This window comes from Thermococcus aciditolerans (assembly GCF_008152015.1).
Classification (GTDB): domain Archaea; phylum Methanobacteriota_B; class Thermococci; order Thermococcales; family Thermococcaceae; genus Thermococcus; species Thermococcus celericrescens.
This window is the reverse complement of sequence record NZ_CP041932.1, coordinates 906,675-927,069: the sequence shown is the minus strand read 5'-3', so window position 1 is coordinate 927,069 and position 20,395 is coordinate 906,675. Positions and strand designations below refer to the sequence as shown.

The window sequence follows — 20,395 nt, the reverse complement described above, 5'->3', positions numbered from 1 at the left end:
ACCATTTGGTTTACTTGCTTTGAGTTTGGGTACCGCAATGCTCTTATAGCAAGTTGTAATAAGTGTATTGCCTTGTCAAAAAGAGCGGAGGAGGGCCCTGGAATGAGTCTTGGAAAGGGGTTAGTTGTGTTTGGAATTCTCCTGGTCGCGATTGGCATGTTCGGGATTGGTTATTATTATGCAGTCCCTCCAAAATTGATACAGGAATATAATCTGAATAAGGAGCTTTATGTCGGCGCTGGATATCCCACTAAATTCATTGCAGAGAAGGATAATTTAATTGTTGTTAAAGGTGAGGGGAGGGGCCCTGAAGGTGAATTGGTGCCTGTGAATATCATGATTGACGGAAAGTCTCACATCAAATTTAGTAGAGATCCTACAGACTTCTTCTATAACGTTGGAAGAACTCCTCTGATGTCCCCCTTTGAGTATAGTTTCAAGGCACCGTTTACTGGAGAGTTTGAGATTCTGTTGGAATATTGGCCAAAGGACTTAGATAAATGGCCGGGGGAGGCAACAGTCATGGCAACGATTTCAGTTTATGATGACTCTTTCAAGAAGAAGAACTTCCTAATCTTTGGAGCAATTACTGTGGCAGGCCTTATCTTATATATAGTTGGAAAGCTCCTACAACGTAGTTCCCCATGAGGTCGGCCGGTTGCCGTGAGGTTTTCTTTTTTCATTAATACTTAAAAAGTGTGTAGTGCTATTTTTCTAAGGGTAAAAAGAGGGGGGTTAGTGCGTGTCTTCGAGTGGAGATAATTGGGTTAGTGGTTTTAATCCTTTCGATGAGTCAACTAATGAAATTCAACGCAGGTTGGAGTTTGAGTTCCGCAAGAAGGTTATAACTGAGCTTGTTTTTGTCCCGTTTTTAATATGGTCGCTTTTTGTGCTCCTCTCGCCGGTTTCGCAAGCAACCGATGTATTGGAGATTGATGTTGGGGCGTTTCATATCCGAGGTTCGGCCGCTGTTGTCTTTGCCCTCGTGGCCATGCTCCTGCTGTTCTGCAGGTTCCCAAGTATTTGGTATGATATGTACTTGTACAAGAGAGAGGTGAAAAAGGCGTTTTTAGAGTTTCTTAAACAGGCCGAGGGCAATAAGGAGGCTGATAGCTCCAAGGTTAAATAAGCTCTGTTGTTTGTCTATTTTGGGTTTGTCAAAGAGGGTGATTTTAATTGCGAGTATCCAGCCGGTGATTGTGAGGTACCATAATCTCTTCTCCACGAGATAGTGGTCCCAAACTGCGAGGAGCATTGGGACCCAAACAATACCTGAGAGCACTCCGATGAGTGCGTATGCTGTAGCAATGAGTCCTGAGGTGATTGAGGTGGTGAGGAACTGTTTTTTGAAGTCTATGTTAGCTATGTCTATTTTCATGCTTTTTCTGAGGAGTGGCCAGTTTCTGAGGAGGAAGACTGTGTTGAAGACGGCGTATCCTGCGAGTGCGGTGCTCATGTAGGGAGCTAATCCATAGTGCCAGAGGATAATGAATGGGATTATGGTGCCAATTAGCGCGTGGAGCCAGTTAACTATTGTAAAAACAAGGATTATTTGGAGCCATTCTATGGAGTCTCTCCAGGTGACGTGATACGCCTCAGCCATTGTCATCATAATTTAAATCTGTGAACCTCCCTAAAAAGTTTTCAGGTCCTTAGCGAAAATATTAAAAACAATAAGAACATAACAAAGATTGAGCCCGTGAGAATGATCGGGCGATGAGCCGCATGAGCATGAAGTCCCGTTGGGGACGGAGTTGGCGGCTTCTTCTACTCATTTCCATATTGTGTTCAGATCCTTCTTGAGCCTAAAGTAGTTGCAGACGTTGTCGGCGAGGTCCATTATCTTCTCAAGTTGCTTGTCAGTTAGTTTGCCTTCTACAAAAACCACGTGGCCCGGATATCTTTTCTGAAAGGCCTTAACGAGTTTATCATCTATAACAAAGATAGTGTAATCACCAACATAAGCGTCAATGGTTGAAAAGAGAACCTGTGGGAGTTTTGAGCCCTTGAAATATGAAAAAGCTCTCGATACTTCAATAAAAGGCAAGATTCGGGAATATCTCTCGGGGAAATCGTTAAAGTAGCTGATTTTCTTCTTTCCAAGCTTTTTGGAGTGTTTAATCCATTTAACTACGCTGTTGTAGACACTAGCCTTATTTGAGTCGGCGATTATTAATACGGAGACATAGGAGATGTTTCTGTCGTCTGATTTGTCCACGAAGATTAACCAGCTCATTCCACCACCAGCCAGCTCGGCCTTTTCTCCTCTGGAATCAGCTCGGCGAGCTCTTTGAGTTCCTCGGGAGTGAGGAGGTAAACTTCCTCTGGAAGCTCGGCTTTTGAGGGGACGTAAATAAGCCTCTGCTCGACGTTATAGACTTTGCCCCTCTTTTTCTGCCTTTTGATCTGCTTTCTCACCTGGACCCTGAGCACCTGCCTCACCAGTATACAGTAGAATACTCTCCCTTATAAAGTTTTCTACCGTAGAAAAAGAAAGATGTTAGGGTTTGGGTTTCAACACTCCCGGAAACATGTCCTCGTTCTCCTCGATGATGCGCTTGAGGATGATTACGGCCTCGCGGATGTTCTCCCTGACGTCGGGCTGGAACGAGTGTTCTTCCGCTGCCTTCAGCCTCCGAAGCACGAGAAGCATCAGCGCCGAGTTTGTTCTGTCAGTAATGGAAATGTAGCGGCGTTTTCCGCCACTCTTCTGCTTTCTCTCCTTCTCGCTAACCTTCACATCCTCAGCCGGGAGAGTATGCTGTGGCTCCACGACTTCCTGCTGTTCGAGTATCTCTTTGAACAGGTCCTTCGCTACGACCTTCTGTTCGTCCTGTGGTGGGGCGGTTGGTTCGGCTACCTCGCTCATATGTTGAACTCCTCCCAAATGTCTTTCTCTCCTCTGCTAAGGATGATTTCTCCACCTTCGGCCACTTTCAGGCGCTCTTCTTTCTTCTTCTGGTTCTTGGTCTTCTCAATGAGCTGGTAGCTCTTGACGAATGGGTTGATGTCCAGGGCCGTGTTCACGAGCGAGCCGGTCTTCTTAAGCACGTTATCAACCAGGGCCTCAAGCGTCTGGCTCTTCTGGTAGATTGCGTAGAAGGCTGCGATCTGCTCCTCGCTCAGCTCCGGAGGCATTGCAAAGTCGCCCCACACTGTGCTCATTATCCTTGAGGCCTCCACGATTATCGTCGTGTCCATGGCCGAGAGTGGGGCAAACTGTGGGAAAGTCCAGAGGAGCTTTTGATGTGGACCCCTGCCAAGAACCCTTGCAATGGACAAAAACACTTCATCCAGCCAGCTCGGCGCCCTTGGCGTGTATGCAATTACAAGCATGTTGTTCGGAGCTATTGCGACGCCCTGGACGTAGCCGAGGGTTACGACTTCTTTCACTACTGCGTCGCCATTCCTGAACTTGTAATAGACTTTCAGGACTTGGTGATGTGTTTTCACAAACTTCAATGACTGGATAGCCTGTTTCTGTCTCCAGTCCTGGAGGACAGGTTTTTCCTCATGCATCAACTTCTGTTCGGTCTGCTCGGCTTTCTCAAGGACTTTCTCTTGGAGCCCGCTTTGGGGTTCGGTATAATAATCCCTCCTTGGAAGGCCACCTTCTCTTTTCTTTTTCCTCCTCAACCACTCGAGCATCTCAACTCACCTCACAGGGTTTGTGAAGGGCGGAAATGAATCCGCTCGGTGAAGAACTTGTTGTAAATGAAATAACCGCGCCCGCGATACTTTCTTTTGAGCTCTTCAACTTCATCGGGCGAAGAGGCTACAATACGCTCAAAGCTGACGTCAAAATCTGGAACAACCTTTTTCAGGAGCGCGTAGTCGTCAGCTGAAGCGAGGGTTCCAAGGATGGCGATGTGGCTGGCTCCGTATATGAGTTCGGACGGCAGGCTGTGAAGGTACTGTGTGGCGGCGAGAAAGTTTACCTGATTGGAACGGCCTTCTCTGAAGAGCTTGGCGGCCATAGCTTTGCCCCACCGAGAGCGGAGGTAATTCTGGATCTCATCGCCAGCGATGAAGACGGCCGTCTCTTTCTCCTGGACATACTCGTTCAGGACCCATTCGACGACTTTCTTGAAGATGATGTTCTTTGCGCTCTCGGTCAGGTCAGAGTTCTGGCTAAAGTCAATCACGTTGATTTTCGTGTTGTCGAGCTGGTCGAAGAGGTCTTTTTCCTTTGACTTTCAACCACCTAACCTTCTTGAGGCTCTTGGCAACGTTGTAAACGCCCCACAGGCTCGTTGGAGGCTTCTTGTTTTCCACCTCAAGAAATTCCAGCATTTCATCGTAGATCCTTTTTGCTTCCATAACGAGGTCATCAGGATCCCTCGCCTTCTCTTCGTCCCACGCCGACTTTATGATCTGAGCATAGATTGTGTTGGGGTTGATGTTTACGACCTTAGCAACATCCTCGAAGTCCAAGCGCTCATACCGGATGAATGTTGCAACGACTTCCGTCTCTGGTCCAGAGTCCAGGGCTATGTGGTGAGGATCTCTGGTTGGATTGAAGACAAATCTCCTGATGGGGAAGGCTTGTGGCCGGATGCCGAAGAGACTGAAGAGGGTGCGCTGCCTATCGTACCTCAGCCAGCCGAGGATGTTCTCCCACCCGAGTGCGAAGTCCCCCATGAGTCCAAGCTGCCCTTCATAGGCTGGAAGCTCAAGCATTTGGATATAGAGCTTGAGCTCCATCACTTGAGTCATCCTCGCCCTCAGCCAGCCCTCTCCTCTTTCCCTGACCAGATCGTAGAACGTCTTTTTGACCAGTTGCGCTTTAGCGCGATCGTACTTGCGCTCGAAGATTATAATAAGTGGGGGTTCCTGGTTCCTGCCCCAACGAGTGTTTAACCAGATCTCTTGTAGGATGGCTTTCATTGTTGTTGACTTCTGGAAGCCGCTCGGGCCAAGGAAGAGCATGTGGTTGGCATCGTCCTCATTGATCCTCAGCCAGCGGTCTAGAGTATGATTCATGCTTCTAACGCCTCTTCCGAGATAAATCTCGTTCAGGCGTCCTTTTGTTGTGGGCGCCCATGAGGCCAGATTCTTGTCAACGTACTCCACGCTAACCCCTCCGTTTCTTTACTGAAAATAAAATAACCCCTTTCACACACATAATGTTTTTACATGCTTCCTCCCCGGCCGTCAGCCTTTTTCTTCAAAACTCCCGCCTCCTCCTGTGTTATAGCTATGTTAACTCCCAACTCCTCTTTTTCCTGTACAGCCCGTATCCAATCAGCCCTACAACCACCAGGGCCGCTACTAGGGTTTTGATGATGACAGAACCGATGAGGCGCTCTTTCTTTGCCTGCTCAACGTACTCGCGCTCGCTCCCCTGCGCTGTCTCCTTGAGAAGGTTCTGAATCATAGTCCGGTACTCCTCGTTCTGCTGACTCAGAAAGTCGGCCTTGGCCTTGAGGGCGTTGTACTTGTCTGTAAGGTTCTTTAGCTCGGCTTTGAGCTCGCGGTTTTCTTTTGTGAGGTTCACGAGCTTTGTCTGGAGCTCGGCGGTGTTAGGCTGGTTCTTCAGTTGCTTTTCAAGCTCTGAAACGCGCTGCTTGAGCTTTGTGTTTTCGTCTTTGAGCTGTTGGACTTCCTTCTTCAGCTTCTCATTCTCGGCCTCGAGGGCTGTGTTCTCCTGCTTGAGCTCTTCAATTTGCTTCTGGTAGTCTTCGCTTGTGGTGAAGCTGACGGGGAAGGGCTTCTCGCTTGAGATGTCCACGATGCCGTAGCCGTTGAATTCCTTGAAGTCGATCTCAAGCCCTTCAAACTCGCCGCTCTCGCCGGCCTTGAGCAGGCCGAGAAGCTTATCCGGAGCTCTGATGATGAGGGCGAGCTCTCCGGTGGCGTTGTTTTTGTCCACGGTGAGGGTGAGGCCTTCAATGTGAACGCTTTCCCCTACCTCAAGGCTCCCGCTCCACTTGTAGAAACTTGCGCCAGATGCCAGCCCGAAGCCTATTATCATGTATATGAATATAGGAACCAGTGCTTTCACACCTCTGAAGCTCATGTTTCTCACCCCAAAATGCCTTTCATTTTCACCGTGCCCGTCTTTCTGTTCACGAGCGCAAAACCGGCGAAGACCTTCGAGCCGCCCGTGTGAAGCCAGACCTCAAACTTCCAGTACGAATTCCCGTTCTCCTCGACCTCGGTGAGGCTCTCAGCCTTCGGCGCGAGGTAGTAGCTAGAATCATATTCCTTGAGGCGCTGGTTGTAGTCGGCGAGGTAGTTTCTTACTATTTCATACGCCTGCTCGGCGGTGATCGGATAGTCTTCGATGTAAGCGCCCTGGATTTTCGTCAAATGCCCGTCTGCCCACAAGATGGTGTTGTTTGTGAAGATGTAGCCTTCTGAGGGGTAGCCGAGTTCGTATAGGCGCTGTTTTAGGTCATCGTGCTCGGCAAATGTCGAATACCCGAATCCGAGCAAAAAAATTAGGCTAACTACTGCAAACAGGCGTAGAATCACTCTGGAAAATGAAGGGGAGGAACGGTGGGCGTACATGTCAGCCCACCTCAACCGGTTATGGTCTTGGTCTCGTTCGCATAGAGCTGGAGCGTGCCGTTCGAGGGCACTCTGACCATGTTACCGCTGATGTCATAGACTTCCGCGTAAACGTCGAGGTAGTTGTTCGTTGGAACGGCGACTACATGAGTGTACGGGCTGACGTTCAGGGTGACGTTGCTGAAGGTCACGTTGGCCAGGTTACCGTCTGTGGTGACTGCATAGAAGAGAACGACCTTGTCCACGGCGTCGTTGTCGCTGGCGCTGATTGTGATGGTCGCGTTGCCGGTCGTGGCGTTGTATTCAATGCTCAGGGTCGCGGTCGGTGCAGTGGTATCGGCGACAGTTATGCTCTGAACATCAGTCACGAGCTCCTCAGTGCTGTCATAGACGACCTTGACCTTGTAGTAGACGACATCACCGAAGCTGGCCGGGATTTCGGCGCTGTAAGTACCGTTGGCGGCGGTGGCGTTCAGGGCAGTGTATGTGGCGTTGTTCGAGTCAGCGACGTTGAGCGCGTAGAGGACCTGGACGCTGCTGATGTTGAAGTGCTCCTCGTTCGTCAGGCTGAAGGTCACGAGCACGTGGCCGGTTGCCTGGTCAACTGCTGCGGTGAGATCAGCGACGGCGAGCTGATAAGTCTCGGTCGTTGTGGTGTTGGTGTCGCTGAAGTCTATTATTGCCGCGCCCCCATCGTGGGCGTAAGCCCACCATCCAATTGCCGCGAACAGCAGCACGAGGCCGATTGTTATAAGCTGCCTTTCTTTTTTCCTCATTCTTCAAACACCTCCTAAACTTCCAAATGCTTCTTTGAGCATGTTAGGGACTTCTTTCAGGAAAGAAAAGAAAGTGTCAACTAGCCCGAATGACTTGAGGAGCGCGAGGCCGCCGAGGGCGTAGAATATCAGCGCTGCCTTCCCGCGCACGAGAGCGCCTATCAGGAACATGAGTAGGGCGAGGGCGATGTATGGGTATTGTCCGGCTAGACTCTGGAATTGCCCGATGATTTCTGCCACATCCATCAGCGCCCACCCCCCCTCAGTGCTAGAGCACCGAGGATTGCCGCGACGCTGAACGAAACGACGCCCTTGATGAGCTCGTAGGCTGTGGCCTCCGGATTGCCGGTCATTGCGAGCATTGCGATACTACCAATTGTGAGGAACGCCGCAGCGTCCCAAACGCCCCAATTATCCAGGTCGACGATTCTGTAGACTGCGAGGCCGATGAGGGCCGAGGGAATGAAGAGCGCCCAAAAGCCACTAAGCCCGAAGAGGCCAGCTACTGAAGTCATTGCGTCACTGAAATGGAAAATGCAGAGGAGGTAGGCGATGAGAGCCGCTGCAACCCTGCCGAGCATTTTGTATCACCTCAAAGTGGTAGTGGAATCCTGCTGATGACGACGCTGAATATCTTGGTGATGAAGGGCAGGCTGAAGACGGCCTCATTGAGGTACTGGCCTTTCGTGGCAACTTGTGCAGCGAGCCAGAGGAACAAGATCAACTCGTCGTCGCCAGTTTCTGGCATGACAATGTAGAGAGCATAGGCAAGTGTTGCAAGGAAGATGCCGGGAGAGTATGCATTCATGTTCATGCTGATTGTGCCGGCCATGATGTAGAGGACTCCTAGGAAGGCTATCATGCCAATCGCAATACCCCACAGGACAGAATTGCCGCCCCACTGCCTGCTCATGTAGACGCCCCAAGTCGTGTAGTCTTTCTTGTCCGCGAGCTTGTCAAAGAGTTCTATTGCAATAACAAGCCAGATGGGTGTCTTAGCTACCACAGTCACGAAATCCCCAACAGTCACTGCCTTATCTGCAGCCCACATGAGTCCAAAGCCACCTATTACCACGACTATGAGCAGTTTCACGAGCCAATTGGCAGTCTTCAGTTTGGCCCTTTGAGCTCCCCAATCAACCAAGAGCACCACCCCCGAGGAGTGTCGCAACGGCCATCTGGAAGAGCGAGATGGCCGGGAGTATTGTCAAGTACGCGCCGCCGGTGACGATGGTTTCCGCAATCCAAAGCCAGAGGAGCCACTCGCTGGTTCCGGTATTCGGCAGGAGAACGATGAGAGCCACGAGGGCCGAAGCGACGAGGGTAGCTGGCGTGACTGCGGCAAGGTTCAGCGTAATTGTCCCTGCCAGGAGCCAAGTGAACATCATGAAGAAGACGAAAACTGCGCCAAATGCGAAGACGAGCTTTGAAAGCCCGCTCTTGCCCCTGCCGAGCATTCTGTTGTAGAGTTTTCCCGTGTCGAGGCCGTAGTCAAAGAGCATTGCGAGAAGTATTCCTGTGAGTGGAATGCTGGCGTATGCAGCGTTAAATTCTGCTATCGTGACGCTTTTCTCCTGCGCGTACCAGGCGATTGCTGCCATCATTCCAGTGGCTGCTATTCTGAAGCCTAGTTTGTTGAAAAAGAAATTCCCGGCCCGTTCTCCAACTCCGGACCGGTTTTCAGTCTTGTTTGCATTCCCCACGTTTCATCACCTCACCAAAACTTGAGCTTGTCAAGCAGGCTAAACCCGCTAATCTTGGCCAGTATGGCGCCGATTAGGTTTGAATCGAGCACTGCAAAGGCCAGGAACAGTACTGCCACAAGGACTGCCGCCCGCTTTCCGAACAAGACATAGAACACTCCTGCAACAATTGCCAGTGCAATCAACCACCAGACCAGATCTCCGAGCTGGAAGTTGCCGAACCCGGGTATTCCAAAGAACGATGGCTTGTATTGGTCCGCAACGTCCGCAATCTTTTCAGCTGTCTCAGCCATAGTCTCGGCCTGGTCATGGGCCCCATAGCTGGCCAGCCTGGCTGCTTCTAGATAATAGTCGCCGGCCATCTCCTCGTCCCTGACGATCTCAAGGTACCTGATGGTGTCCTCAAGCTTCTCAGAAGTTGGAATCTTCTTCGCGTACTTGATTGCTTCCAGATAGTGCTCTTTTGCTTTGGTGGCGTAATCTACAACTTTCTGATTGCCAAGTTGTGAACCTGTCTCGATGTAGTGCTCTGCAGAAGCCACTTTCTCCTCTAGTTCTTGCACGATAGCATCAACGAGCGCTTTTGCCTGTTCGGCGTCATATGCTGACCATTCACCGTCAGAGGTTAGGTTCTCCAAATCTTTCCAGCGCGGGTCCAGGCGTACGACTCTGCCTTCGTTGGCTTTGACTGCTATGTTTGGAGAAATGAGTAGCCATATTGGGATTTGTACCCCATCGTCCCTGATGACATTGGCCTTTATTCCAATGAAGGCCATGTATGTCACAATGTCAGAAGCGCCGTGATAGAGTACAGTGCCCTCAAAGGCTGTTGGATTGGAGAGTATATCCCCAAGAGTTACCATCCCACCAATTGGGAGCGCAGTGGCGAGTTCCCACTGCCCGTTTTTGAGCAACCTGTATACTACAAGCCTTGCTTCGTCAGTGACTGTCAACCCTGGTATTGGGACGAGATTGAAGAACTGACTGTTCGCGCCGATGTAGATCTTGTAGGTGGAGGAGGCGTTGATGATATGGAGTGGGTTAGCCCACGCTCTTGCGATTATGTTTGAGGCAGCTCCGGAGCCTCTCATTAGATATGGAACAAACATACTCGCTTTTGGGTCATCCTTGAAGTCTACGGGCAGAGTACCTTCCGAGAAGCCCCCAATCTGGATTCTGCCTGCTGCAATATGATAGTACGCGCTGGCTGTTCTCCACCTCGCTGAAATGGTCTCGTTGTGGTCAAAGATCCATTGGTCACCAGTTTTGTAGTAAATCTGGCGTACTCCAGTAACCTCTGCAACGATTTCGTAAGGCTCATCCTTAGGGGTTGCCATATAAATCTGGTTGATAATGTCCCAACTGGCCATTCCATTCAGGACAGCATCTACTTGGTTTTCGTAGGGGTCGGGCCCCTTAAGCACTGTTTCAAAAGTCCAGACCGTGTCCTCTTCTCCGCATTTCTCGCCCGGCTGGAAGCTCCAAGTACGCGTCCACAGAGGTCTTCCGTCCCTAGTATACACGTAAAGACGTACGTCTGTGAGGCAAATTGGGTCTTTCACTTCAGTGTTGCCTCGTGGAGAGAGTTTAAACTTAATAGGGAATGCTGAAAATCCATATATGGCGTCTGGCCCTTGAATAGTCACGTCTTTGAATTCTCCAACGTTGCCATCAGTCTCCTCAAAAGTGTATGGCACGAGGGTGGTGGAAAGTCTTGCTTTGAGTTCCTCAAAGTCCCTCTGTTCTGCCTGGAGGAGTTCCGTGACATTAACAAACGTCGTGTTAAAAACATCAAGTAAGGTTGTCTTTGAAGCATACTCATTATAAGAGAGATTCCTCGGCTGCAGTATTGCGAGTCCTCCACCGTCCTCGTCATCATCGTTGTTGAAAAAGTCAAACTTGTCCTTGATCCAGTTTTCTATCGCAGCACCGCCGAGGTAACATGCGCCTCCCGCTATAAGAGCTCCTACAATGCCTCCACCAATAGCCCCTACTATGTTTCCAATTCCAGGAGCTACGCTGCCCCCGACAGCACCTGTTACGGCACCTTTCGTTGCTCCAGCCATGGTGATTGCAAAGCATGTGGCCCCTACGGCAGTTCCTAGATGTCTGCCCTCTTTTAGCCAGTTGTATGCACCATTCAACTTCTCTTCCAGCCAGCTCGTTGCTGGCCTAACTGCATCTCTAAGGCTCCACGCGGCAGCATACTGAGCGTTGATGAGGAGTATGAATATCATAAGGGTGGCGATCTTGTGGGTAGTTCTTCTCGAAGACTGAGGCCTCTTCTCGTCCTCCATTTTCTCGCGTCGTTTCTGAATAATTGAAAGAAGGAAACAGCCTAGCGTTTTCATCACCTCCTCCTCAGGACCACGACGAAGAGGCCGAGGCCAATGAGCGCGGCAAGGCCGTAGTAGAGCGCCTTTCCTTCAGAACTGGCCCCACCGAAGAGGCTGAACCCTTCAGAATCGCCTATCGTGACGGCAACCTTGTCGCTGAACACCACGCTGTCACCCCGGAGAACCTGCACCTGGAGCTCGTAAGCGTCGTAGGTGAGGTCTTCCGGCACGGCGAAGGCTATGCTCACGTCCTTCTCCGTGAGTGGAGCAACGCTAATGCTCTGGTTGATCTCAGCCGGCAGGAAGCCGCCGGAGACTTTTATCGTGTAGTACTGCACGCTGGAGCTCGGGTTCTTGAAGTGGAGGGTAATCGTTCCCTCACCGCCCTCTTGTACCGTCAGGGTCTTTGTGACGAGGGTAATAGCCGGGTTTACAGTGATGTCATAGACTGCCGTCTGGCCGTTGAACTGGAGTTCGAGCGTGTAGGAGCCCTCAGCTGGAACATTGATCTGGAAGGTGTGCGCCTCGTAGGGTGAGAAGGCGTAACTGTCGCTCCAGACCTCGTTTCCGCTCGAATCTTTGAGAACTGCGGTGATTAGGTAGCTTTGTCCACTACTTTCAGAAATCCTCAGCTGATTTTCGCCCACCTGCCATTCAGAGGGCATCTGGACGCTGAACGGGAGCGGCTCGACGGTGTAGGTTACCTGTTTCGTCGTCGTATATGTCTTTGACATGATTGCATCGTTCGAGGTGAGGGTGAGGGTGAAACCGTGCTGGCCGACGGCTCCGGCCTTGAACTTAATGCTGACCTGGACGGGCGAGGAGATGTCGCCGAGGTAATACTTTCCGCCCTCGGGTGAGATGGCAGAGCCGTCTTTTCTGACTTCGAGAACATCAGAAAGCCCGCTTAAGGAAAGATAAGTGTTGTAGGTCGCGCTCGTATCGACGGGGGAGATGGTGAAGGCGAGCGTGTAAATCGTGTTCTCGGGAATCGTGATGTCGCTCGGGAAGTTTTCGAGCTTGAAGGCCGCGCTGGAGGGATACATTTCAACTGAAACGCTCATGTCGCCCTGAACGTCTATCGTCTTAGTAACACTCCAGTAACCCTGCTTTTCGAAAGTGAGTGTGTGAGCGCCCTTCGTGAGTCCTAAGCTCCCGCCGTTGTCCAGAGTGCCGAGAACCGTATCGCCTTCTTTGACAGTTACACCGCTCAGGGGCTGGCCAGTGAGGCCGTCACGGAGGGAGAAGGAAACCACACCCCCTTCATAATTCAAAACTATTTTCTCAACCCACACAGTCGATTCAATGGAGTAAAAATCCCCACTATCAGCCTCAATGAAAAGATATACTCCCTCAACATCATATATGTCACGAGACACATCCTGCCAGATGTTAATTGTTGTCGAAAATACTCTCGATGTATCAACTTCATCATCATCAATGAAGCCCGGAATTGCTCCTTCGTGTATCTTGTTTGCCGTCGCTTTATCTACATCAGACCACGTTTTCCATATGACTGAATACGTCGAATTGTCGTTTTTGTTCCTATACACTATCTTGATACCCCACCCTTCCGCAGCAGATTGTCCAGTAGGAGCCGAGACATATCTCGATATAGTCGTCCTCCATTGCAGTGTCATATTCTGCACACCACTCAGACCAATGCTAGGGTGCCACTGCCAATATTTTATTCCACTCGAATCTGTAAAGTAACGTAATTTTGCAGCTGTATCGTACGCAGCTGCAGGGTCAAAATCACTCATCCTCTCCTCAGACGAAGTGTAATCAAACACCCTCGACAATCCTGAAGCCGACACCTCAACCGTCAGCGTTCCGAACAAGATTAGCAGAGCTAGCATGACGCCGAGTTTCCTCACTTCGACCACCTCCGAGCGGTTTTATGATATAGCCAGGCAGCCAAAGCCGCCTCGTAGAGCAGGCTAAGGCCCACAAGAATGAGGACCCCGTACGCAAGAACCTGTACCAGTTCAATGACAGCCATCTCAACCACCCACGCTGTAGTCAATCCCAATGCCACCGAGCAAAGCCAGCAGAAGCGCGAGGTTCTGTACAGAATTCTTGAGCGCGTTGAGAAGAGCTGTCAAGTCCATGCCAGCCTGCTGAGCCAGCGCGACCAGGAAAGCCACGAGCATCATGTCATAGAGCATGACTCTCCAGCCGCTTGTGAGCGGCTCGATGAGGGCAACTGCCTTTGAGCCTTTGTTCGTGAGAGCCCAATGAATTGTGAGTCCACCGAGAGCGCCGAGGGCCAAGGCTTCCTTCGTCATGATGTCCCATGATGTCCAGAACCAGAATGCTGCAATAAGGATGAAGAGCAGGAGTTGAGCGAGGCTTTTGGGCCTCATACTGCCACCACCTTTCGCGCTTTCTTGAGCCGGGCCAGTTCCGCCAGCCTCTGCTGCTTGAGTCTCGTTATCCTCGCGAGCTCCCGCTGCGCTGCCTCAATCTGCTGACGAAGCTTCGAAGCATACTTATCATAGAATTCGATCTCCCGAGCGATTCCGTCAAGCTCATCCATACTACCGCCTCCGTGCCGGCAATGATGATTTGACAGAACTGATTTGAGCGGAGGAAGACCCAAGGTAGGCTAAAATAGAGAATACGGTGAGGGTATTTAAGAATATTAGAAAAGCGCTTTATAGAGCGTTTATAGTGGTTATAAAAGATTGGTGGAAATCAAGCCTTTATCTCTTGGTAGAGCCTCCTTACTGCCATCCTGACAACAGCCGAGTCGTTGTTGAGGCCAAGACTCCGGGAGAGTTCTTTAATCATGCGATGAGTCTCCTTATCAATGCTAAAAGCCCATACAAAAGCACCAGTGCCATTCAACTTAGGACGGGCCATCCTCCGCTCACCTCCTTTTGCCTTTTACCAAATAGACTAGTATGCCAAAAAGGACTATTGTGAGGAGTACAAGCACAAAGAAGAAAGTCATGGTCATGCAGATTGCGTAGCAACTGGCTTGACAGGCTGCTGCATCCACTGCAGGCATGGGGTCAATCATTGCTCTGCCTCCTCCAGCGCCCTCTTCAGTTCATCCACAACCGCAGAATACCACTCATCTGCGAGCAGGGTCTTGTTCAGATAGTGCGTCGCTCCCACGCGCTGGCTTGCACGGCCTTGGATGAAATCCGCAATGTCGGCTGGAACCCCTTGGCGAATGAGGAAAGTGTAGTGCCACTTCCTGATTGTGTTAGCCGAGACTCTCTTGTACGTAACCCATTCCCATGCCGTGGATTCTTTTATCCTGATTCTTTTGAGTTCTGTAACCAGTTCAGAAGGCATGTAGACCCAAAAACCCCTTTTCTTTCCTTTGGAGAGCTCACGGATTGGGTACCTGGCTATGCCCTCAACCGGGAACTGGAGCAACGTTGGGTCAAAAGTCGAGAGCATTCTGACCAATTGCGATAAACGAACTCCCGAGAACACCATGAGTTTGAACAAAAGCTGTGCTTCCTCCCTTCTTTCTTTGATGTGCTCCCATGCTTCAAAGACTTCTCTATCTAAAATGTAGACTTCGCGGACCCCATTTGTTTTAGCCTTTGCGTAGCTCTGTAAGAACTTAGAAAATTCCTCGTCTATAACTTCAATCTCGGCCAAAAATTTGAGAAAGTTCCTGAGGCCGTAGGCGTAGCGTTTCTTGTTTCCGACTGCACCAATGGCTTCCTTTATGCTTCTTTTGTCGAAGGTCACGGTGTAGTTCATGAACAGCTTTTCGAGAGCATTATAGTAGTCCTTCACTGTCTTTTCTTTCGCGAGTCTACGGGAAAGCCACTCTCTAAACTGCTCTTTGTGCTGGCTCCACAGCTCATTTAGCGTTTGGAGCGTTATACCCTTGTAATCCGCCGGTCGCGGGTTCAAATCCCGCCCGGGGCTCCATTCTAACAAACTTCGCGAAGGCGAAGTTTGATCAAGGTCCGTAGCCCCTTCTGGAAGTGTCAATTTTCAAGTGGTTTCTCATTATCGGAGCGTTTAACACGGAGAACAACTCTAAAATACTCCCGTACAAGGGGTTTGCTTTTTTGACGCCCTTCGGGCGTCTTTTGGAGTTAAACCCCTTCAACAGGAACACCAAAATGGTTCTCACCTGAAACGTTGGCCTTGAGTTGAGAAACCACCTTTCCAAAGTGCAACCTGGAGAAGAGCTACGAACTTTTGGTGAAGCTTTTGGAAACGCTTTTTGACCAAAATTCGTCGGATAAGTTGCTCGCTTAAAACCGCTGTGTATTGTGTTGGAGGTGAGGAGGCATGAACCTCAGCTCGTCGTGAAGATGGTCCGGCTCTGGTAGTCAGCTTCTATGAGAACCTCTATTACGTCCTCTTCACCGTAGCGTATCTCCCTCACCGTTATCTCCTTCTTGACACGGCCTTGTACAACGGCTTGGTGAACCTCTTTGGGGAGCTCCTCGGTTACTGGGATTATTCCGCCCTTCACGTATATTCCCGCTAGCTTGCCCCTCTGGAGGAGGAACCCCCTCACTGGGACAACGTACTCATCAAATCCAACCTCATATCCGGTGTTCTCAACACGTCCAACCCCAACTGTCATATGAATCACCCATGTGTAAGTTTTCTATTACATATTTGTGCCCTTCCTTTAAAAATCTTTCTGGACAACATCGGGGATAAGGAAATAGAAAAGGCACCTCAGTAATCAATCTCGCCTTTCTCCCTCAGCCGGAGGTACATTCTCCAGCTTAAGATGGGCTTTTTGGCCGCCAGAACGTCGTCCACCCTTCTAACGGCGGCGTTGTGGGGGGCGTCTTTGACGACCTCTGGGTTGGTGTAGGCTTCCTCACTGATGCGTTTGAGGGCCTCGATGTATGCATCGAGCTCCTCCCTGCTGGTCGTCTCGGTGGGCTCGATCATCAGCGCCTCGTGGACTATCAGCGGGAAGTATATCGTCGGTGCGTGCATTCCGAAGTCGAGGAGCCTCTTGGCAACGTCCAGGGCCTTAACCCCCGTCTCCTTCTTCATGGGCTCGGCGCTGAACACCACCTCGTGCTTTCTGAGCTCCTTGTGGGGCAGCTCGTAGCCCCTCGTTCCCTTCAGCTTCTGGGTGAGGTAGTTGGCGTTGAGAACCGCTATCTCGCTGACCTCCCTGAGGCCTTCCCTGCCCATTATCTTGAGGTAGGTCAGGGCCCTAACCATCACCGCGAAGTTGCCGTAGAGCTCCTTCACCTTGCCTATGCTCTTCGGCACGTCGTAGTCGAGGTAGTAGCGATCGTTCTCTTCATCGTAGCCCACGAGCGGAACCGGCAGGTAGTCCTTGAGGAAGTCCTTAACTCCAACCGGCCCGCTTCCCGGTCCGCCGCCGCCGTGCGGGGTTGAGAACGTCTTGTGGAGGTTGAGGTGGACAACGTCGAAGCCCATATCGCCGGGCCTTATCTTTCCGAGGACGGCGTTGAGGTTGGCTCCGTCGTAGTAGAGCAGGCCACCGGCTTTGTGGACTATCTTCGCTATCTCGAGTATCTCGTCCTCGAAGATGCCGAGGGTGTTGGGGTTGGTGAGCATTAAACCGGCGGTCCTTTCACCGACGGCGTTCTCAAGGGCCTCCAGGTCCATCGTTCCCTCCTCGGTCGAGGGGATTTCGATGACCTTAAAGCCGGCCATCGCTGCGGAGGCGGGATTGGTTCCGTGGGCGGAATCGGCCACCAGCATCTCGTTCCTCTGCGGTTCGCCGTTGTCGAGGTGGTAGGCTCTTATTATCGAAACGCCCGTGAACTCGCCGTTCGCCCCAGCCGCCGGCTGAAGGGTGAAGCGGTCCATGCCTGTTATCTCCTTCAACCACTGCTCAAGCTCCCACATTATCTTTAGGGCTCCCTGGACGGTTCTCTCGTCCTGGTACGGATGGATGTAGGCAACTCCTGGGTGGCCGGCTATCTCCTCGTTTATCTTGGGATTGTACTTCATGGTGCACGAGCCGAGCGGGTAGATGCCGGAGTCAACGCCGTAGTTCATCTCGCTCAGGCGCGTGTAGTGCTTCACAACCTCCGGCTCGCTCAGCTCCGGAAGGTTCAGCGGGCTTTTTCTTTTGATCTTCTCGGGAATTTCAACCGCCACGTCCTCTATGGGGGCCGGCATCGTGTAGCCAACCCTTCCCGGCCTTGAGAGCTCAAAGATGAGCGGTTCGCTCCATTTAGCCTGACGGAACATTCAGGCCACCTCCTTGAGGGCCTCTATGAGGGCATCGACCCATTCCTTTCTCGTCGTCTCGGTCGCGGCGAAGAGGGCTCCCTCACCCAGCTCGGGGAAGTGCTCTCCAATGTAATGGCCGCCGTGGATGTTCCTTGCCAAGAGCATCTCGTGTACCTCGCTGTAGGGTCTCTCAAAGCGGACGAGTACGTCCTTGAAGTTCACGCCATCGAACGGAACCTCCGCCACCTCCGAGAGCCTTTTCTTGAGGTAGGCGGTGTTCTTGAGGATGACCTCTCCGAGCTCGCTGAGACCTCTGGGGCCGAGGGTTGCGAGGTGTATTGCCGCGGCAACCGCCACCAGGGCCTCGTTTGAGCATATGTTTGAGGTCGCCTTGGCGCGCCTTATGTGCTGCTCCCTGGTCTGGAGCGTCATCACAAAGGCCCTCCTTCCGTCCGCGTCTCTGCTCATTCCGATGATCCTTCCGGGCATCTGGCGGATGAGCTTTTTGTCATTCCTGACTGCAAAGATTCCCGCCCTCGGACCTCCGAAGTTCATCGGGTTTCCAAAGTAAGCGGCCTCACCGACGACGATATCCGCCCCGAGCTCTCCCGGCGCCTCCACTACGCCGAGGATCGTTGGGTCGGCGCCGACTACGAAGAGCGCCCCTGCCTCGTGAGCTATTTCGCCGATTTCCCTGAGGTTCTCCTCAATCAGCCCGAAGAAGTTGGGTACCTCAACGTAAACACCGGCTGCACCGTCGGCGGCTTCCTTGAGCTTCTCCATATCAACCTGTCCCCTCTCGTCCCAGGGCACCTCGGTTATCTCCATACCCGGGCCCGCGGTATAGGTTCTGAGAACGGCCTTCTTCTCGGGGCTTAGGGCTTTGGGGATGACGAACTTCTTCCTTCTGGTAACGCGGGCGCTCATCAGCGCGGCCTCTGCCATCGCCGTGCCCCAGTCGTACATCGATGAATTGACTATGGGGAGACCCACGAGCTCGGCTATCATGCTCTGGTACTCGAAGAGGGCCTGGAGCATCCCCTGGCTTACCTCCGGCTGATAGGGGGTGTAAGCGGTTAGGAACTCGCTCCTTTCGATGAGGTACTTCACGTGCGCGGGAACGTAGTGGAAGTACGTCCCGGCCCCGAGGAAGCTGGGCATCTCAAGGGCGGTCCTGTTCTGACCCAGGACTTCGTTAAGCTCCCTGAAGACCTCATACTCGCTCTTTCCCTTGGGCAGGTTGAACTTCTGGACCATGCCCTTCGGGACGTCGGAGAAGAGGTCCTCGATCGACGTGAACCCAATCTCTTTCAGCATTTCATCCCTGTGCGCCAGGTTCGGGAGGTAGTGCCTTCCCATGCCTATCACCTTCTGAGCTTTAAGATGCTCGTTGAAAGTTGGGCAGGGGGAATATATGTTTTGTGCCGCTGGGAGGACAGAACCGTGTATCGCTGGAAGAAAAAATACGGGGGTAGAGGCCTCAGCCGGTAACGCCGACGTCCTCGAAGAACTTCTCCATCAGGCCAGCGATGGCCCTTATGTCGTACTGCATGGTCTCGTAGACCGCCCACTGAACCTTGCTGTAGGTTCTGCCGTCGAGGGTCTTGAAGCCGCTCGGAGCGTTCACGTCGAAGTTGGCGTGGAGTTCGATGTTCCTTATGGCCCAGCCGTCCACGTCGTCGTCGAGCCAATCGTCCTTGCTCACGTAGGTGTAGATGTAAACGGTGTCACCCGGAACGGTGACGCTGGTATCGACGAGCGGGTTCGGGTCCTGGGCGTAGCGGGCTATGAGGTTCCAGTTCTTGTCGTAAATCTCGACGTAGCCGAGGGTCTTGAAGTAGGCGTTCTGCATGTCGATGTCCTTGAAGACGATGGTTATCGAGCTTGCTCCCTGGAACTCGAGCTTGAGGACGCTCCAGTCGCCCTTCTTGAGGGTCCTGGTCCAGAAGTAGCTTCCGAGGTGGCCGCGCTCGCTCCAGAGGTTGATGTCCTTACCGGTCGAGTAGAGCATGTATCTCCAGGCGTTGTGGGCGATGAGGTCGGCGTAGGCCCAGGCGACGCCGTTGGCGAGGCTCATATGGCCGTTCTCGTTGTCGGCTATGTAGATGTCGTAGCCGGAGATGAACTTCCCCTTCTCCTGCGGAATCTGCCACCACTTTATCGGCGTGAGGTCGAGGGGGACGCGGTCGTTGAGTATGTCGTCGGCAACGGTGGGGGAGATGTCATTCTCAACGAAGTCGTGGGCGTTCTCTATGTACTTGAACTGCTCAAGGTCCTCGAAGAGCGCCGGGGTGGTGTGTGCAACCAGCATGCCCATATCCTCGAGTATATGGACGGCCCTGCCGAGGTAAAGCATGGCCTCCTCCCTGTTGCCCTGCTTCCAGAGCTGAACCGCCTGCTCGTAGAGCTTCTGGGCCATGTCGGCTCCGGAGCTGTCGCGGTCGCCGAAGAGGTCCACGGTTATAAGCTCGGCGTGGTCCATCGGGTCGTGGAAGTGGTACTGGCTCTGGAGGGTGTAGGTCTTCCCGTTGAAGTCTATGCTCCCGCCTCGCCAGTCCTCGTCGTAGGCCCCATAGAGGAGCTGGTCCTTGTACTGCATGAGTATCGAGCCGAGGGTCGGGTTGTCCTTGTAAACGGCCTGTATGGCCTTGTAGGTCATCTTCTGGTGGACGTTCATGGGGTTGTCGAGGGTCGGTCCGTCGGTCGGCCAGGCGCTCACGAGGCCCAAGCAGCTGAGGACTATAAGGACGAGAACTATGGTTCCAGCCCTCTTCATGTTATCACCCCAAGTGTATGCGAGACTTGTGAGGTAACGCAGGATTAAAGCTTTTTCGAGTTACTGAGGTTATAGCCTTTGGAGTCCTCTGGGTCATGCTGTATCATCCGACATGGAAAAGTCACCGGGACA

27 protein-coding genes are annotated in these 20,395 nt (G+C 52.0%); 2 read left to right on the top strand and 25 right to left on the bottom strand.

Annotation, left to right across the window (positions count from 1 at the left end):
• Positions 1 to 72 precede the first annotated feature (72 nt).
• Together FPV09_RS05065 and FPV09_RS05060 are read left to right on the top strand one after the other, a co-directional pair.
• Positions 73 to 648: a hypothetical protein gene (locus FPV09_RS05065; protein WP_148882608.1), complete on the top strand. Its 576-nt coding sequence runs from the start codon at positions 73 to 75 to the stop codon at positions 646 to 648.
• A 94-nt stretch (positions 649 to 742) separates the two neighbouring features.
• Positions 743 to 1,129, top strand: a complete 387-nt coding sequence (locus FPV09_RS05060; protein WP_148882607.1) for a hypothetical protein — start codon at positions 743 to 745, stop codon at positions 1,127 to 1,129.
• On the opposite strand, the gene FPV09_RS05055 is transcribed toward FPV09_RS05060, so the two are convergent.
• The 25 genes from FPV09_RS05055 to FPV09_RS04950 all read right to left on the bottom strand — a co-directional run bounded on the left by FPV09_RS05055 (position 1,070) and on the right by FPV09_RS04950 (position 20,263).
• Positions 1,070 to 1,609, bottom strand: coding sequence for a hypothetical protein (locus tag FPV09_RS05055; protein ID WP_148882606.1), 540 nt, complete (start codon positions 1,607 to 1,609; stop codon positions 1,070 to 1,072). The genes FPV09_RS05060 and FPV09_RS05055 overlap by 60 nt on opposite strands.
• A 162-nt stretch (positions 1,610 to 1,771) precedes the next feature.
• Positions 1,772 to 2,236, bottom strand: coding sequence for a hypothetical protein (locus tag FPV09_RS05050; RefSeq protein WP_148882605.1), 465 nt, complete (start codon positions 2,234 to 2,236; stop codon positions 1,772 to 1,774).
• The gene (locus tag FPV09_RS05045; RefSeq protein ID WP_246112322.1) at positions 2,233 to 2,442 is read right to left on the bottom strand and encodes a t26-17p; all 210 of its coding nucleotides are present in this window, start codon (positions 2,440 to 2,442) and stop codon (positions 2,233 to 2,235) included. Before FPV09_RS05045 ends, FPV09_RS05050 begins: the two co-directional genes overlap by 4 nt.
• A 58-nt stretch (positions 2,443 to 2,500) precedes the next feature.
• The gene (locus tag FPV09_RS05040; protein ID WP_148882604.1) at positions 2,501 to 2,869 is read right to left on the bottom strand and encodes a hypothetical protein; all 369 of its coding nucleotides are present in this window, start codon (positions 2,867 to 2,869) and stop codon (positions 2,501 to 2,503) included.
• Entirely contained in the window at positions 2,866 to 3,648 is a 783-nt protein-coding gene (locus FPV09_RS05035; protein WP_148882603.1) for a hypothetical protein, read from the bottom strand. The genes FPV09_RS05040 and FPV09_RS05035 overlap by 4 nt, the downstream gene beginning before the upstream one ends.
• 11 nt (positions 3,649 to 3,659) lie before the next feature.
• Positions 3,660 to 4,145, bottom strand: coding sequence for a hypothetical protein (locus FPV09_RS05030; RefSeq protein WP_148882602.1), 486 nt, complete (start codon positions 4,143 to 4,145; stop codon positions 3,660 to 3,662).
• Complete coding sequence (locus FPV09_RS05025; RefSeq protein WP_148882601.1) at positions 4,138 to 5,073, bottom strand: hypothetical protein; 936 nt, start codon at positions 5,071 to 5,073, stop codon at positions 4,138 to 4,140. The genes FPV09_RS05030 and FPV09_RS05025 overlap by 8 nt, the downstream gene beginning before the upstream one ends.
• A gap of 124 nt (positions 5,074 to 5,197) precedes the next feature.
• On the bottom strand, positions 5,198 to 6,019 hold the full coding sequence (locus tag FPV09_RS05020; protein ID WP_148882600.1) for a hypothetical protein: 822 nt from the start codon (positions 6,017 to 6,019) through the stop codon (positions 5,198 to 5,200).
• A 5-nt stretch (positions 6,020 to 6,024) separates the two neighbouring features.
• Positions 6,025 to 6,312 carry a hypothetical protein gene (locus FPV09_RS12160; RefSeq protein WP_246112321.1) on the bottom strand — a complete coding sequence of 96 codons (288 nt, stop codon included), beginning with the start codon at positions 6,310 to 6,312 and terminating at the stop codon, positions 6,025 to 6,027.
• A 212-nt stretch (positions 6,313 to 6,524) separates the two neighbouring features.
• The gene (locus FPV09_RS05010; RefSeq protein ID WP_148882598.1) at positions 6,525 to 7,289 is read right to left on the bottom strand and encodes a hypothetical protein; all 765 of its coding nucleotides are present in this window, start codon (positions 7,287 to 7,289) and stop codon (positions 6,525 to 6,527) included.
• A 3-nt stretch (positions 7,290 to 7,292) separates the two neighbouring features.
• Complete coding sequence (locus FPV09_RS05005; RefSeq protein ID WP_148882597.1) at positions 7,293 to 7,535, bottom strand: t26-9p; 243 nt, start codon at positions 7,533 to 7,535, stop codon at positions 7,293 to 7,295.
• Entirely contained in the window at positions 7,535 to 7,804 is a 270-nt protein-coding gene (locus FPV09_RS05000; RefSeq protein ID WP_246112320.1) for a hypothetical protein, read from the bottom strand. The genes FPV09_RS05005 and FPV09_RS05000 overlap by 1 nt, the downstream gene beginning before the upstream one ends.
• Before the next feature lie 77 nt (positions 7,805 to 7,881).
• Complete coding sequence (locus FPV09_RS04995; protein ID WP_246112319.1) at positions 7,882 to 8,439, bottom strand: hypothetical protein; 558 nt, start codon at positions 8,437 to 8,439, stop codon at positions 7,882 to 7,884.
• A complete protein-coding gene (locus FPV09_RS04990; RefSeq protein WP_246112318.1) occupies positions 8,426 to 8,992 on the bottom strand; it encodes a hypothetical protein in 567 nt (188 codons plus the stop codon). The genes FPV09_RS04995 and FPV09_RS04990 overlap by 14 nt, the downstream gene beginning before the upstream one ends.
• A gap of 11 nt (positions 8,993 to 9,003) precedes the next feature.
• On the bottom strand, positions 9,004 to 11,343 hold the full coding sequence (locus FPV09_RS04985; protein WP_148882595.1) for a hypothetical protein: 2,340 nt from the start codon (positions 11,341 to 11,343) through the stop codon (positions 9,004 to 9,006).
• Positions 11,343 to 12,584: a hypothetical protein gene (locus tag FPV09_RS04980; protein ID WP_246112317.1), complete on the bottom strand. Its 1,242-nt coding sequence runs from the start codon at positions 12,582 to 12,584 to the stop codon at positions 11,343 to 11,345. Before FPV09_RS04980 ends, FPV09_RS04985 begins: the two co-directional genes overlap by 1 nt.
• 617 nt (positions 12,585 to 13,201) lie before the next feature.
• Positions 13,202 to 13,330, bottom strand: a complete 129-nt coding sequence (locus FPV09_RS12215; protein ID WP_281288768.1) for a hypothetical protein — start codon at positions 13,328 to 13,330, stop codon at positions 13,202 to 13,204.
• A 1-nt stretch (position 13,331) separates the two neighbouring features.
• Positions 13,332 to 13,694: a hypothetical protein gene (locus tag FPV09_RS04975; protein ID WP_148882594.1), complete on the bottom strand. Its 363-nt coding sequence runs from the start codon at positions 13,692 to 13,694 to the stop codon at positions 13,332 to 13,334.
• Complete coding sequence (locus FPV09_RS11970) at positions 13,691 to 13,867, bottom strand: hypothetical protein (RefSeq protein WP_168194730.1); 177 nt, start codon at positions 13,865 to 13,867, stop codon at positions 13,691 to 13,693. Before FPV09_RS11970 ends, FPV09_RS04975 begins: the two co-directional genes overlap by 4 nt.
• A 158-nt stretch (positions 13,868 to 14,025) precedes the next feature.
• Positions 14,026 to 14,193, bottom strand: coding sequence for a ribbon-helix-helix domain-containing protein (locus FPV09_RS11965; protein WP_168194729.1), 168 nt, complete (start codon positions 14,191 to 14,193; stop codon positions 14,026 to 14,028).
• Between the two features lie 156 nt (positions 14,194 to 14,349).
• Positions 14,350 to 15,210, bottom strand: coding sequence for an integrase (locus FPV09_RS04970; protein WP_148882593.1), 861 nt, complete (start codon positions 15,208 to 15,210; stop codon positions 14,350 to 14,352).
• Between the two features lie 394 nt (positions 15,211 to 15,604).
• A complete protein-coding gene (locus FPV09_RS04965) occupies positions 15,605 to 15,898 on the bottom strand; it encodes a hypothetical protein (RefSeq protein ID WP_148882592.1) in 294 nt (97 codons plus the stop codon).
• Between the two features lie 98 nt (positions 15,899 to 15,996).
• Entirely contained in the window at positions 15,997 to 17,505 is a 1,509-nt protein-coding gene (gcvPB, locus tag FPV09_RS04960; RefSeq protein ID WP_148882591.1) for an aminomethyl-transferring glycine dehydrogenase subunit GcvPB, read from the bottom strand.
• The gene (gene gcvPA / locus FPV09_RS04955) at positions 17,506 to 18,846 is read right to left on the bottom strand and encodes an aminomethyl-transferring glycine dehydrogenase subunit GcvPA (protein ID WP_148882590.1); all 1,341 of its coding nucleotides are present in this window, start codon (positions 18,844 to 18,846) and stop codon (positions 17,506 to 17,508) included.
• Positions 18,847 to 18,967: 121 nt separating this feature from the next.
• Complete coding sequence (locus FPV09_RS04950) at positions 18,968 to 20,263, bottom strand: phospholipase C/P1 nuclease family protein (protein ID WP_148882589.1); 1,296 nt, start codon at positions 20,261 to 20,263, stop codon at positions 18,968 to 18,970.
• Positions 20,264 to 20,395 lie beyond the last annotated feature (132 nt).